We start from the raw sequence: 14,580 nt of genomic DNA, 5'->3' as shown, positions 1-14,580 counted from the left end.
GATAAATAATTCTGGTATAAAAAATTAGCTGTTTCAGTTAACTTATCAATCTGACGATTAAAATTTGCAGATACATTTAAATCATTACTGGCAATATGACTTAATCTCTGCGCAATTATGCTGGATAATTCTGCTAAGGTTAAATAATTAATATAAGTACTGTCCAGATATAAAGTATTTCCTGTTAATACTATTCTGTCCGGATACAGACGAACTGCTTTATTACTTACCCTGAAGCCATTTCCTATGCAAAGTACAATATGGTTTGGCATAGCGTTTAACCCAAGCTTTTGTACAATTTCCCTAATTAATTTCCATAATTCCGGATTGGTTTCAGTCGTGATCAGCACACCGCTTACTCTGGCTGTTCCTGTGTTATCCTGTTTGTTATATCTGTGTAAATAGAAAAAGCATAATCCTGCTACAACAAACAGAGGAATGATTGCCTTCTCCGGTCTTGTACCATCAGTAAGTATTATGAAAACGAATAAAAAAGACAGAATAAGACTGATGGGCAATATCAGCAAAATTGCCTGTATCATATGCGACGCACGAGTAAAATTAATGCGCAATTGTTTTAAAGATTTATCTGCTTTTCTACCCAAATGCTGAATCAGGAATAAAGCAACTACTCCGGAAAAAAGACACATAATACCGCTAACTATGCCGCCTGTAGCGAGTGGTCTGGCATATGTAAGTGCGAAATTATGCTTTTTAATTTCTTGCTTTATTTGCTGACGCTTGCAGTTATTCTCATAACTTTCAGGCTGCTGTAGTAACTCTTGCTGTTGTAATGAAAGCTGAAAGATTTCCTGATTGATGCTCTGGATTTGTGATGAGGAGGGATAATAGTAAATGCTTAGGCGAATGCTAATAAGTGGTAATAAAATGATGAAAAAAAAAGATAGATTTTCTCTTTGAGCGAAAAGATATGAAGGTTTGTACTTTTATGCAAGATAATCACCTGCTATATTACTTTCTTTCGTAATCTTACGGAAAAAAGCAATATGAATCAGTTAACAATAATTAAGAGTCTGTAATTTACCAAACTAAATACATTTCTACCATTAGAATACATAAAAACAAATGATTTTATATACTTTAATGTCTCATTTTTATTAAATTTTCTGACCAGGTCAGGTATTTGCCTATTTATTATTCGGTTTTTCTGTTCCGGTTTGCAGAATAGCTGCTAAACCACCATCGTCTGCCAGAAAATCAAATGCCTTTACGGTTGGTTCGGTTAGTGTCCAGAGAATTTCTTTATAATTAAATCCCTGATCGATTTTTAACCGGATTAATCCGTGTCCGTCCAGATAGATAAGATTGCCCAGTACATGATCAAGGCTATATTGTGTTACTAACTGGTCAAAAAATTCCTGCGATGAGGGATTCGGAAAACAATCGGTAAGTTCGGTAAGGATCTGATACTGAAGAGTACGGTCAAGTTGCATGGCTGTCTGTGATAATCAATATAAATAATGGAATAATTGTAATATAGCCTGATTAAGTTCTGGTAGCAGGCTGCTCGGTTTTGTAATCCGGATGTGTGATTTTAATTATGATGATGGTTTCAGGAAGTATTTTGTATTTGTCTGGTTCTCATTGATACATTTAGAATGTTAAAAAAATAATAATCTGAATTAGGCAGTGGTAAACCGACAGTAAGCGGTGATGAGAGAAACTTATTATATAGAAATCAGCAAATTTTATTCTGATAATATAATTGATAAAATAAATTTTTTATTACTCTGAAAGATAAATTCAGAATATAAAATAACCTAAAACAAGGTTTGTATAATTTTATACAAGAGTAATTTTTAATAATTATGAAGAAGTGATGTTTTTATATTAATAAAAAATTATATTTTTGCAAGGCCGATCTGTCCGGATTTAAAACATATTTATGCTTACTGTCATTTATAAGAATACTGTAAAAAGCAGCTGAGCAGTATTAGAAAAATATGACTTAAAATTAATAAGAATAATTCCTATTTGCACTTGTATAAAAGAATCATTATTGATTACAATGCGGCATCTTTATATTAATTTGTGTCAAAAGGGGTTAACTTAATATGCGCCGCTCACCCAAGATTATTGCGCTGGCTGTAGCTTATATCGGCTTTCCTGCAGTAGTTTATGCCGAAGGCGAAGCTCATTTGCCAACAATTCATGTTGAGGGTAAACGTGTTACGCCAAGTGTATTCAAAGATACTAAAGTCAAGGCAGATACTATTAAGAAACAAGGTGCGGTGGATTTAAAAACGGCATTAAAAGATATTCCGGGTGTAGAGGTATTGGATACTCAGGGTACACGACAGGGTAATGATAGTGTCAATATTCGTGGTTTAAGTGGTAACCGGGTTGGTATGACCATTGATGGAATTGAGTTGCCCGAAGCAAATGAAATGAAGCATACGGGACAGTATGCGATTTTCGGTCGTGGTAATTTTATGGATGTTTCCGCACTCAGTAGTGTTGATATCAGTAAAAATGCCCGTGGTTTTGGTTTGGGCGGTGTTGTTGCTATGCACACACTTACCCCTGATGAGATTTTGCAGGATAAAGATCAGGGTGGTTATATTGATACTCAGTATAACAGTGTGGATAAATCTACAGCGGTAACAGGTGTCGGTGCAATGAGAAGTGACCGCTGGCGCGGAATGGTACTGGGTACTTACCGTAAAGGTGATGAAGTGGATAACCGGGGTAATATTGGCGGCAAAGGGGCTTTGCGTACTAAATCAGACCCTGTTGATCACAATAGCCGGTATTTTCTTACTAAGCACGAATTTGATATTAATGACAAAAATACCCTGAATTTTACTGCTGAATATTTGAGCCGGAATCAGTGGACTGATTCATTGTCTCAGGTAAATAGTACCTATACTGATGTACGCGGTATAGATGACAACAAGAAAACACGGTTTTCACTGGGACATGATTATCACAGTGATGAGGGATTGATTCAATCAGGTAAAACTCAGATTTACTGGCAACAGACTAAAACAGATTCAAGTACCCAGCGTGACTATGTCAAAGGTTGTACCAGTATGGTTCCTGACCGGAATAATCGTTGCATTTTTGACTTTACCAATAAAGATAAAGTATGGGGATTGACAACAGACTGGTCATCGCATTTTGATACAGGTAGTCTGAGTCAGGAATGGCGCTATGGTCTGAGTTTTGCGCACCATGAATTAACTAGTGACTGGCAAGGATATTATGCCAGATCGAAGCCTAATGCCGATAACACTACTATTCAGGCCAGTGCGTATATAGATGCAGATCTGCAATGGGGCAATTTGGTTGTCAGTCCAGGTTTATCGGCTGCTTACTATAATATGAAGCCTAATTCCAATGGCTTTGTAACCGGAATCAATGGTGAAATCGGTGAATTGCGCAAAAAACATCAAAGTGCATTAACACCTCGTCTGGGTATTTCGTATCAGATTACTCCATTGCTGGTACCGTATTTTCAGTATGCCCGTGGTTTTAATGCGCCATCATCTCAGCAGCTGGCTTCTTCATGGAATCCGGGAAACTACAGTTCCTGGGGTAATCCGAATCTAAAAGCGGAAACTGCAAATAATTTTGAGCTTGGTTTACGCGGTAAAAATGATGTTTTTGAATACGGTATAGCCGGATTTGACAATCACTATAAAAACTTTATTGATTATGTAAATATTTCTGATGTGGTGAAGCTACCGGCTGATGCTGTATGGAGCCGTCCGGGCAGTAAACAGACGCTGGTATTGCAGGCACAGAATTTCAGTAAGGCACATATTTACGGCGGTGAAGCATATGCACGCTGGAAGTTCGCGCCAGACTGGAAAGTAAATGGTTCAATAGCCTATTCGCGTGGCTCGATTCGCCAGGAAGGCGTAGACAGACCACTTAACTCAGTGATGCCGGTTAAAGTGAAACTTGGTCTTGCCTATGATAAGGAAGTGTGGGGAGCCAATGTTGATTTAACCTATGTGGCGAAAAAAGATGATAGCGACATTCAAAATGTTCCAAAAGGAACAGGTTACTATAATCCGTCCAGAAATTACGCGCTGGTTGATTTGGGTGGCTATTGGAAACCAACTAAGCATCTGAGTTTCCGTGCTGGTGTGAATAATGTTTTTAATAAGAAATACTGGAACTGGGCAGATATTGCTTACATGATGCCGAATGTAAACAGTCAGTCGGGCACTTCCGGGCAAAGCGACGGCAATGCGACTAAGTTAACCAGAGACAATGCTGATTTCTATTCTGCTCCGGGACGGACATTTAATGTAGGGTTGCGCTACACCTTTTAAATAAATCTGAAATTAAAATAATTAGCTGAATTATTTGCTAAATCACTATCAATAATAACTTTGTAAAGGAACGAGACATGAGTTTATGGCAACAATATCTGGATAAAAAGGCAACTGTCGAAGGAGGAATGTACTTTCCGCGTCAGGCAGCAGCTGATCTGGGTGTGAGTGAAGGCGCATTAATGGCAGATGCTCCGGACTCTGTTTATCTGGGCAGCCGGATTCGCGATCTGGTACTTAAGCTGGAAACCCTGGGAGAAGTTTTGAGTGTGGTGCGTAATGATGCCGCAGTACATGAAAAAGTTGGTGTTTATGAACATGTAACGCTGACTGCGCGTACAGGACTGGCGCTGAATGTGGGCGGGCTGGATTTACGTTTTTTCCTGCATAACTGGCATCATGCTATCGCTACAACTGTGGTGATTGGTGAAAGAACCATGCGTTCGATTCAGTTTTATGACGAATACGGCATAAGTATTGAAAAAGTTTTCATGCGTGATGAAACTAAACTGGACGCATGGCAGGCTCTGATTGATGAATTCGCAACCAGTGGCAAACCGGAATTTCTGCCGGCACCGGAAATTAATGTAACGATACCGGAACCATTGTCACCAGAGCGCGAGCAGGCTTTTCAGGAGCGCTGGAATGAGCTGAAAGATGTACATCATTTTGGCGGTTTACTGGAGACCTTTAAAATTGACCGCCAGCAGTCTTACCGTCATGCACCGGCAGGCAGTACTAAGCAAGTCGATCGCAGTGTATGGGAAGAAGTTCTGCAGTATGTTCAGGCGAATAATCTGGAAATTATGGTATTTGTCGGTAACCGTGGCTTAGTGCAGATTCAGACTGGTAAACTACACAATGTAGTGCGCTCACATGGCTATCTGAATGTACTGGATGCCAAAGTACCGGAAGAAGGCTTTGATTTGCATCTGCGCGATAGTGATATTGTGGAAACCTGGGTGGTACGTCGTCCGATCAGTGAAGGTTATGTTACTTGTATAGAAGGTTTCGACAAAAATCGTCAAACTGTGGTGCAAATTTTTGGTCGCCGTGAAGAAGGTAATGATGAAATGCAATCATGGCATCAGCTGATGGATGGCTTGTTAGCAGGCTAAGTAGCCGGGGCAGATATGCATTTTGTAGTTATGGTGAAATCATAAATTACTAGGAATATGGATATCTGCCATTGTAATATGAGTAATTAAAGGGTGGATTATGAAAAAATTACTGTTGGCAGCGGCTATGTGCGCTGCTTTTCCATTTGCGTTTGCTGCTCGTATTGTTACGCTGACGCCTGATGTGGCAGATATTGTGGTGGAGTTGGGTAGTGCTAAAGAAGTAGTAGGGCGTGAGAGGGCTTCTACTAATCCGGCTTTAAAGAATGTGCCCAGTATCGGCTTATTTCACGGGCTGAGTGTGGAACCGATTGCGGCCAGAAAACCAACTCTTGTTCTGGGTTCGTGGATGGCTCAGCCAACCAGTATTTACGCCAATCTGAACCGGGTAGGTGTTAAAGCGGTGAATGTTGCGCCAAAGGATGATATTAATGGCTATGCGGCCGGTATTCGCCAGATCGGACAGCTTATTGGTAAGAGTAAAGAAGCCAATGCATTGGCAGATCGCTGGCTCAGTCAGGTGAAACAGATGCCAAAAACCGGTAAGCGCTATCTGATTAGCTATGATGGTCGTTATGTTTCCGGCCGGGGTACTGCTGCGGATGAACTCATCAGGCGGGCTGGTGGTATTAATGCAGCCGCTGCTATTGAAGGTATGAAACCGATGTCACGCGAGGCATGGCTAGCCGCGAAACCGGATATCATTCTGATTGCCGAACGTAACCAAAAACTGACAGGCGGCGTGCAGGGCTTGATTAAACGACCGGAAATTGCTGCTTCTCCAGCCGCAAAACAAAAGAAAATCTATTTTATGCCGTCAAATGATATTTTTCGTTATGGTCTGAACACTCCGCAGGTTATTCCTAAACTTTATAAACTGGCACAATAATTATGACGCAAGTGCAGCAAACGGCCGGTACGCCTGATAACAACAGGGTGAAAAGTGCGTTCTGGCCTAAACTGGTTTGGTTTATCGCCGCTATATTATTCAGTTTACTGTTGAGCTGGTTTTGTCTGGGACTGGGTATGGGTGGCTGGCAATGGCCGCAATCCATGGATGAGATAACACTAGGTATCCGGCTGCCGCGAGTACTGGTAGCGCTGATAGTGGGTGCCGCACTGGCCGCTTCTGGTGCTGCATTGCAGGCATTATTTGATAATCCGCTGGCGGATCCGAGCCTGATAGGTACTTCCGGTGGTGCCGCACTGGGGGTTATTGCCGTCCTGGCGGGTGGCTGGGGTGCAGTAACAGTACCAATGGCTGCGTTTCTGGGGGCTTTGCTGGTATGTGTTCTGATTCTGACGGTACATCGTCTACTAGGCGGAGGAACATTGGGGCTACTGGTGATGGGTTTTGTTATCAGTGCCTTTTGTGGTGCATTGGTAAGCATGATTCTGTTTATGTCGGATGATATGGTTTTACGCAGTGCAACTAGCTGGCTGGCAGGCAGTCTGGCTGAGTCCGGTTTTACTTCGCCATGGTATGCGCTGGTAGTAATGCTGCTGGGGTTGTGTGTTCTGGTGGCAGTGGGCAGGCGACTGGATATTCTGATGCTGGGAGAAGAAACAGCCATTAGTATGGGTGTTGCTGTCGGGAGTACCCGGATATGGGCAGTGATAGGCTCTGCTCTGTTAACCGGAGCAGCAGTATCAATGGCCGGTATTATTGGTTTTCTGGGTATGATGGTACCGAATGTGGTTGCCCGTAATCGTGGTGGTAGCCGGCGTAAAATTATTCTGTTATCTGCCTGGCTGGGGGCAATATTTTTACTGCTGGTAGACAGTGTATCGCGCTGGCTGAGTTATCCGGTTGATTTACCTGTGGGTATTGTAATTTCTTTACTTGGCGGACCATTTTTTCTGTGGTTGTTTTTACAGCCATTGCGTCGCTAGGATCTGGATATGGAAAATTTATTTACCATTCGCAATGTACATGTACAACCACGTGGCCGTTGTATTTTATCGGTACCACAACTTGATTTACCGGCCAATCAGCATATCAGTATTATCGGGCCGAATGGTGCAGGTAAGTCAACTTTACTGCGTGCACTGTTAGGTCTGCATGGTTCCGGTGTCAAATTATTTGAAGAACCGGTTGACAATAGTTTAAAGCGCCGGCAGATTGCATGGGTGGGGCAGCACGGACAATATAATTTGCCGCTTACGGTAGTTGAGTATGTACAGCTTGGCTGCTCTCCTCAGGGCGGTTGGTTTAAGAAAGCCCGGGCACCCGCAGCAAAGCTCCGGCAGTTACTTGATGTTTTCGACTTATGCTCACTGGCACAGCAACGCATAGGCAGTTTATCCGGAGGTGAACAGCAGCGTGCTAATGTGGTACGTGCGCTGCTTCAGAATGCGCCATTACTACTGCTTGATGAACCATGTAATCATCTGGATATTCGTCATCAGCACCAGCTGATGCATTATCTGCATGAGCATCACGATGATTTTTCTGTTGTTATGGTACTCCATGATTTAACTATGGCAGCAAATCATTCTGATTTTATTGTATTAATGAATGAAGGGCAGATAGTTGCTTCAGGAACACCTCAGGATGTTATGCAATCTGCTTTGCTGAGTGAAGTATATCAATGGCCCATCCGGCGTATTGAAGAGGATGGTAAACTGTTTTTTCGTATGAACCATCAAGCGTTGCATTCGGCTGCCGCATAATATCGCAGTGAATCTTCATGGTTAGTATCAGCACGGTTCATGCTGAATCAGAGATAAAATGACCAATAATAACTTGGTATTTGTCTGCTGTGTGTTCTGGTATTTGCAGTAAATACCTGATTGCCGGCTGATGAAAGTGTTAAAAAATTCCGGTATAGTGTGTATGACACAATTATCTAATACCTTTAAATCAGGAACTTTATATATGCAAAACGCCATACGTAATTTTTTATTTGGTTCTGTGGTTGCGGTGGCGTTAGCTGCCTGTGGTGGTGAATCTGCCTCAGGTACTGCTTCCAGCTCCGGTGAGAGTACAGGTCAAAAGGTAGTAATGGGGCTGGATGACAGCTTTCCGCCTATGGGCTTTCGTAATGAAAAAAATGAGTTAGTTGGTTTCGATATCGATATGGCTCGTGAAGCAGCCAAGCGTGCCGGTCTGAATGTTGAGCTTAAGCCAATTGACTGGAGTGCTAAAGAATCGGAACTTAACAGTAAACGTGTTGATATGCTGTGGAACGGATTAACCATTACTCCGCAGCGGCAGCAGCAATTATTATTATCCAAACCGTATATGGACAATCATCAGATTATTGTTGTCCGTCCCGATAGCGGAATTAATACTAAAGCTGAGCTGAATGGTAAAATTGTGGCAGTTCAAGATGGCAGTAGTGCTGTTGATGCAGTAGAAGCTGATCAGAATACAGCCAAATCATTCAAAGAATTGAAGAAATATGCAGATAATGTGACAGCCTTAATGGATGTATCCGCCAAACGTGTAGATGCACTGGTTGTAGATGAAGTGGTCGGTCGCTATTATGTTTCAAAAAAACCTAATGAATATAAAGTATTAGGTGATAATTTTGGTACAGAACAATATGCTGTTGCTTTCCGTAAAGATGATCAGGCTCTAGAGCAAAAAATTCAAGGGGCTCTGGATAGTATGAAAGCAGATGGTACATCTGCTAAAATTGCTACAAAATGGTTCGGTAAAGACATCATTAAATAAATGTTGTTTTACTTTGGAATCAACGCTGCCTGAATAGAATTTATTCAGGCAGCGTTATTGTTGTTTTAAGGAATACACATGAATTATGTGTTAAATATGCTGCCTGAACTCTGGACAGGAGCAAAAATTACTCTGAGCCTGTTTGCCATTACCCTATTACTGTCTATTCCGTTAGGGTTGGTATTGGCATTATTGCGCCTTTCCGGAATCAGGGTGCTGGATTATATTGTTAATTTTTATATCTGGGTGATGCGCGGCACACCTTTGATGCTACAGATTTTCTTTATTTACTTTGCTTTACCGGCAGTAAATATTTTACTGCCGGCATATACTACAGCGGTAGTAGCGTTTGTGCTTAACTATGCTGCTTATTTTGCAGAGATTTTCCGTGCCGGAATTCAGGGGGTAGGTAAGGGACAGTATGAAGCAGCAAAGACATTAGGGATGAGCTATGGCCAAACCATGCGTCGTATTGTTTTACCACAAATGTGGAAAAAAATTCTGCCGCCGTTAAGCAATGAAACGATAACACTGGTTAAAGATACATCGTTGGTATATGTGCTGGCATTACAGGATGTAATGCGGGTAACTTATCAGCTGGTACAGCGTGAATTTAATCTGATGCCGTTTTTTGTGGCGGCTGCATTCTACCTGATTATGACTCTGATTCTGACCTGGGGCTTCCAGAAAATGGAGAAACGCTATGCACGCTACGACGACTGATTTAATGATAGATGCCCGCGGTATTTATAAGGCTTTTGGTAATACTGAAGTACTCAAAGGCGTCGATATTCAGGTAGCACGCTCAGAAGTAGTTGCCATTATCGGTTCTTCCGGTTCAGGCAAATCTACATTACTGCGTTGTCTGAATTATCTGGAAAAGATAGATGCGGGCAGTATTACCATTGAAAATGATTTTTTGGTACAGAACAATATCCACAATCGTGCCCATTATGTATCTGAAGGTCTGATAAAAAAAATCTGTACTCGGATGGGTATGGTTTTTCAGCAGTTCAATCTGTTTCCGCACATGACCGTATTACAAAATATCATTGAAGCTCCAATAACTGTGAAAAAAATGAAGCGTGATGAGATTGTTCCGCTGGCACAGGAGTTGTTGCGCAAGGTTGGTCTGGCTAATAAACAGGATTATTATCCGTCTCAATTATCCGGCGGACAAAAACAGCGGGTTGCTATTGCCCGTGCACTGGCTATGCAGCCGCAAATTATGCTGTTTGATGAACCTACTTCAGCGCTTGATCCTGAATTAACCGGCGAAGTGTTGAAAACGATGCAGCAACTGGCTGAAGACAGAATGACTATGGTTGTGGTCACTCATGAAATGGGTTTTGCGCGTGAGGTGGCTGATAAGGTGCTGTTTATGGATAAAGGTGTGATTGTTGAATCGGGTGAAGCGAAAAGCTTTTTTGCTAATCCGCAGCATGCACGGACACAGGCGTTTTTGAGCTCGATGTTGAAGTAAATTTATTAATATTAAAGTTTATACAAGTTGTAGTTATTGTTTATATTAAATGTTTGATTAAATATCAATGCGGGGATATGCATTCTGTACTAAACAGTATGTAGTAATAAATATGACTAAAAGTAATTTGATAGCTACTAACAATATATATAATATTGAGAATCAGGTTCAATTAGCCTTAGATTTGGATGAATCTGCTAATAGTAAAGAAAAATCATTAGCAGATTATTATAATTCTTTTAGCCCATTTATTGTTTATGCAGATGAGAGCGGTACGCCAACTATGGATAATGATAAAAATTATCCAGTTTTTGTTTTGGCGTTTTGCATTTTTAATAAGCGTATTTATACTGAAAAATTGGTGCCTTTAATCCAAGCATTGAAATTTAAATTTTTTGGGCATGATATGGTTATTCTACATGAAAAAGAAATAAGAAAACATGAATACCCTTTCAATTTTAATTTCAATGCTTTATCTGATGAATTCTTAAATGATTTGAATAAAGTAATGTGCGAAACTAATTTTATTTTAATTTCCACTATCATCGATAAACGCAAGGGTAAATGTGAAGATAATTTATATAATGTAGCTATGGAAGTATGTCTGGTTAATCTTTATAATTTTATGAGAGAGAAAAATAGTCACCTTAGAAAAACTTATATTGTCATAGAATCACGGGGCGCAAAGGAAGATAAAAGCATTGAATTAGCATTTAGGCGTATTTGTGATGGACATAATTCATTAAAGACTAATTTTCCATTTGAGATTTTGATTAAGAAAAAAGACACTAATAGCACTGGATTACAGTTTGCTGATTTGTGTGCTAGACCTATTGGTAGGAATCATTTAGATTTTAATAATTCTGGGAAAAAACTCAATAGGGCTTTTGAGGTATTAAAGTTAAAATTTTATTGTGAAGGTGGCCGGCTTAATGTGGGAAACAATTATCTGAATTATGGGCTAAATATTTTGCCGGAAAATAAAGTCCAAAAAGCAGAAGAGCCTTGAGAATACTCAAGGCTACAGCGCCGACTGGGCTACCCAATCCATTTGTTTAAAGTATACCTAAGGTAAAATTTTAATTCAATAAAAATTTAGGAAAGTATTAATATCTAAAAATGATATTGGCATATAGGAGATAGTTTGATTTATCTTGAAATTGGATTAATTAAAAGATATCTTACTGGTCAGTTATTTTATTGCTTGATTTGCTCATCCAACTCTTTAATTTAACATTATGTTATTTAAGTATTGTATATTCTTTCTATATTCTAGAAAGAATATACTTGTTCATAGTCTAATGATAAGATAATACTACAAATTAAGAATTACTAGAATGCTCTTCTAAATTTAATTCGAAATAGATAAATTTATAATATATAGTTTGTTATTATATTGCCGGTTTAATCCATAGCTGCTGGTTTTTCTGGTCTATTTTCACGCTATATTTTTTCAGGAAATCCACGCCGAGTAAGCCGTCTGATTCAAATTGTTCCGGCATACCGTCCATAATAGCCGCCCGAATGGGGATTTTACGGATGGATGGGTTAGTCAGAATGATTTTAACAGTCTGGGGATTGCCTTTTTTATTCAGGCGCAGGGTGGCTTCTTCGGATTTGGCTGCGGGTGGTTTTATTGCTGCTGGCAGTGATTTTCCTTTGATAAAGGACATTGATGCTCCGGTATCCAGAACAAGACTGTATGTTTTTTTCTGGTCGGTAAGGTTGATGATAATGCCTTCTTTGGGATGAATGTTGTAGGGAAAAGCAATCCATTGCTGGTTTATCTGGGTAGAATCCTGACCATCGTCGATTATGATTTTTTTGTGCGCAAAATCTAGGGTAAAGATGTGATTCTGAAAGAGTGGCAAACCGATAACTGGCAGGTTGTCATCTGGTGCAGGTGCCTGTTCCGTAGTGCTGGAATAACTCCAGCCCCATGGTTTCAGTTCTTCTGCATTGATGTTGTCAAAGTTAAGCCCGTTGATATCTAGATGTTTTATCAGAAATTTTTGTGTTTTATTAATTTTTCCACTTAAATCCAGACTTTTATTGGTATTTTGGTTTTTGGTCGTATCTGGCAGTTGTTGCAGTGTATTTAGCGGTAAATGCAAGGCTGTCTGTGAACCTGTATCAAGCTGAAACTGGCTTGGTTTACCGTTGATATTTAAGACTACTTTGGCAATATGGGTATCTTTGGTAAAGGTTACCGGTAATACTACTTCTTTTGCCATGGCCGTTTTTATGGCTATGCATATAAAAATAAAAAACAGGCTTGATAAACGCATGGATTTTATCCTTTTTTACAATATGGGGTAATATTGGTACTATGCGTTTATACTTGGTTAATTGGTAATAGGCAAGAACAATTAAATTTAATAATCAGACAGATTGGTTATATTTTTGTTTTTTTTAGGCAGGCGCTACACACTTAGAATGTTTATTTTAATATTTATTGACTATTAATTTTTGTCAGTTGTTTAAGACAGAAATATTATTTTTGGTATAAAACTAAAATCTGGATTAAATATTCTTGCTTAGGTTTGCCATGGATTTTTTTTATCAATATCGGAAGTTATTGATAGGTATTTTGTTATTATGTGTTGGCTGGTGGCGATTTTCACCTTATTCACCACGGGTGGTTATGCCAGCATATTTAAATGCTGGTGTGGATTGTTCGCAGTTTCCGCCAATGGCTATGGGTGATGAACCATTGCAGACAGAAGTACCTACAGGAATGCAGCCATTTGTGTTTCCAAAAGTGAAACTTACTCCTTTGGCTGGGTTTAGTATGCCCGCACGTGTACTACATCGCGCTTCTTATCTTTATGATGAACACGCTAGTATCTCTACAACTGACTGGTTTGTGGGGTGGGGGGTATGGCTAATGAAAAGGTAGTAAAGCGCCTGAAATTTGAGCAGAGAGCTCGTTTTGGTGGTATTGCCGGCACTAAAGATGGGGGCTCTATGTCATATTCTTATGATGATATGTACCTGAATGCTTCGAATGTCCATTTGATTCCGGCAAATAAAAAAATAGCTACTCAGATTAGTGGTATTAAGGTTGGGGATAATGTTCGTGTGGATGGTTGGCTGGTTAGGATCGATATGGGAAATAGGTATGTTTTATCGTCATTGTCACGCACTGACAGGGGAGCGGGAGCGTGTGAAGTAATACTGGTGTGTAATGTTACCCGGCTTGCTTCTGAAAAGGTATGGCCGGATTATAAGTGACTTTTGTTTCAAGACAGCCATTAAATGAATATTGAATATCAGGATGTAGAAGAAAATTTTGGTAATTTAATTTCTTTACTAAATAAGAGTTTTATCTCTAAAGAAATAGATGAAATAAAAGATTTTGTTGATTATGGTGAATATGGATTAGCTTTAGATACTCTGATTGATATTATTAAGGAAGAAAATAAGGAAATAAATAATGATATTTTTCAATATATAGCAAAATTATCTAATCTCATGGAGCAAAATATGGAAGTTATAACTAAAGACTTAATTAAATATATAAATTTTGATATGGGGGCGGAATGATGTTTGCCAGATGGTTGCTTGCATTGATGCTGGCTGCTATGGCCAGTACGGTATGGGCTGATGTTTATTTAAAAGATGAATTGATTGATTTTAATCGTGATGCGGCGGCTGGTGGTAAAGGTACTTTGTATGGGCAGTTTGCTTTCAGACGAGATGCGGCAAAGAGGGATGAGGCGATCAAGGAGATTGGCTGGATGACGTTGCAACCGGGTGCTTCAATCGGTTTTCATCGGCATGAGCATAATGAGGATACTTATATTATTGTTTCTGGGATAGGTCTGTTTACTGATTCTGATGGTAAATCTTATCAGGTTACGGCTGGTGATGTGACAATTGCGCGTAAGGGGCAATCGCATGCTTTGGCCAATATAGGTAAGGAGCCGCTGGTGTTTATTGATGTGATTGCTGAGCAATAATTTCAGGTACAGTTTTACTGCTCAGATGGATAAC

The 14,580-nt window shown here is 39.9% G+C and carries 15 protein-coding genes; 13 read left to right on the top strand and 2 right to left on the bottom strand.

All coding sequences use genetic code 11. From position 1 onward, the window contains the following. Positions 1–1,148: 1,148 nt before the first annotated feature. Positions 1,149–1,454 (bottom strand): hypothetical protein, encoded by a 306-nt coding sequence (locus H3V11_RS11010; protein WP_078475043.1) that lies wholly within the window; start codon positions 1,452–1,454, stop codon positions 1,149–1,151. Positions 1,455–2,075: 621 nt separating this feature from the next. Here H3V11_RS11010 and H3V11_RS11005 point away from each other — a divergent pair. From H3V11_RS11005 to H3V11_RS10965, 9 genes are all read left to right on the top strand, one after another. Beyond that, positions 2,076–4,304 (top strand): TonB-dependent hemoglobin/transferrin/lactoferrin family receptor, encoded by a 2,229-nt coding sequence (locus H3V11_RS11005; RefSeq protein ID WP_198225007.1) that lies wholly within the window; start codon positions 2,076–2,078, stop codon positions 4,302–4,304. A gap of 77 nt (positions 4,305–4,381) precedes the next feature. Beyond that, positions 4,382–5,422, top strand: a complete 1,041-nt coding sequence (locus tag H3V11_RS11000) for a ChuX/HutX family heme-like substrate-binding protein (RefSeq protein WP_078475041.1) — start codon at positions 4,382–4,384, stop codon at positions 5,420–5,422. A gap of 100 nt (positions 5,423–5,522) precedes the next feature. Continuing rightward, positions 5,523–6,311: a hemin ABC transporter substrate-binding protein gene (locus H3V11_RS10995; protein ID WP_025329843.1), complete on the top strand. Its 789-nt coding sequence runs from the start codon at positions 5,523–5,525 to the stop codon at positions 6,309–6,311. A gap of 2 nt (positions 6,312–6,313) precedes the next feature. Continuing rightward, positions 6,314–7,315, top strand: coding sequence for an iron ABC transporter permease (locus H3V11_RS10990; protein ID WP_078475040.1), 1,002 nt, complete (start codon positions 6,314–6,316; stop codon positions 7,313–7,315). A gap of 9 nt (positions 7,316–7,324) precedes the next feature. Beyond that, the gene (locus H3V11_RS10985; protein WP_198225004.1) at positions 7,325–8,095 is read left to right on the top strand and encodes an ABC transporter ATP-binding protein; all 771 of its coding nucleotides are present in this window, start codon (positions 7,325–7,327) and stop codon (positions 8,093–8,095) included. Between the two features lie 205 nt (positions 8,096–8,300). After that, on the top strand, positions 8,301–9,101 hold the full coding sequence (locus H3V11_RS10980; protein ID WP_198225002.1) for an amino acid ABC transporter substrate-binding protein: 801 nt from the start codon (positions 8,301–8,303) through the stop codon (positions 9,099–9,101). Between the two features lie 78 nt (positions 9,102–9,179). Continuing rightward, the gene (locus H3V11_RS10975; protein WP_198225000.1) at positions 9,180–9,824 is read left to right on the top strand and encodes an amino acid ABC transporter permease; all 645 of its coding nucleotides are present in this window, start codon (positions 9,180–9,182) and stop codon (positions 9,822–9,824) included. Positions 9,825–9,828: 4 nt separating this feature from the next. Beyond that, positions 9,829–10,584: an amino acid ABC transporter ATP-binding protein gene (locus tag H3V11_RS10970; RefSeq protein WP_198225029.1), complete on the top strand. Its 756-nt coding sequence runs from the start codon at positions 9,829–9,831 to the stop codon at positions 10,582–10,584. A 112-nt stretch (positions 10,585–10,696) separates the two neighbouring features. Next, complete coding sequence (locus tag H3V11_RS10965; RefSeq protein WP_198224998.1) at positions 10,697–11,593, top strand: DUF3800 domain-containing protein; 897 nt, start codon at positions 10,697–10,699, stop codon at positions 11,591–11,593. A gap of 382 nt (positions 11,594–11,975) precedes the next feature. Here H3V11_RS10965 and H3V11_RS10960 read toward each other — a convergent pair whose 3' ends face one another. After that, positions 11,976–12,872 (bottom strand): hypothetical protein, encoded by an 897-nt coding sequence (locus H3V11_RS10960; protein WP_198224996.1) that lies wholly within the window; start codon positions 12,870–12,872, stop codon positions 11,976–11,978. A 260-nt stretch (positions 12,873–13,132) separates the two neighbouring features. Between H3V11_RS10960 and H3V11_RS10955 the strand changes: the two genes are divergently transcribed. From H3V11_RS10955 to H3V11_RS10940, 4 genes are read left to right on the top strand one after another with little or no spacing between them, the layout of a single operon-like run. Continuing rightward, positions 13,133–13,483, top strand: coding sequence for a hypothetical protein (locus H3V11_RS10955; protein WP_198210378.1), 351 nt, complete (start codon positions 13,133–13,135; stop codon positions 13,481–13,483). Further along, complete coding sequence (locus H3V11_RS10950; RefSeq protein ID WP_198224994.1) at positions 13,465–13,818, top strand: hypothetical protein; 354 nt, start codon at positions 13,465–13,467, stop codon at positions 13,816–13,818. The genes H3V11_RS10955 and H3V11_RS10950 overlap by 19 nt, the downstream gene beginning before the upstream one ends. Before the next feature lie 24 nt (positions 13,819–13,842). After that, positions 13,843–14,130: a MafI family immunity protein gene (locus tag H3V11_RS10945; protein ID WP_078475034.1), complete on the top strand. Its 288-nt coding sequence runs from the start codon at positions 13,843–13,845 to the stop codon at positions 14,128–14,130. Positions 14,131–14,156: 26 nt separating this feature from the next. Beyond that, on the top strand, positions 14,157–14,546 hold the full coding sequence (locus tag H3V11_RS10940) for a cupin domain-containing protein (protein WP_100126007.1): 390 nt from the start codon (positions 14,157–14,159) through the stop codon (positions 14,544–14,546). The last annotated feature ends 34 nt before the right edge of the window (positions 14,547–14,580 follow it).

The organism is Snodgrassella sp. W8158, assembly GCF_016100435.1.
In the GTDB taxonomy this organism is placed as follows: domain Bacteria; phylum Pseudomonadota; class Gammaproteobacteria; order Burkholderiales; family Neisseriaceae; genus Snodgrassella; species Snodgrassella alvi.
The sequence above is the reverse complement of the archived record's forward strand: the minus strand, read 5'-3'. Positions and strand labels throughout refer to the sequence as shown.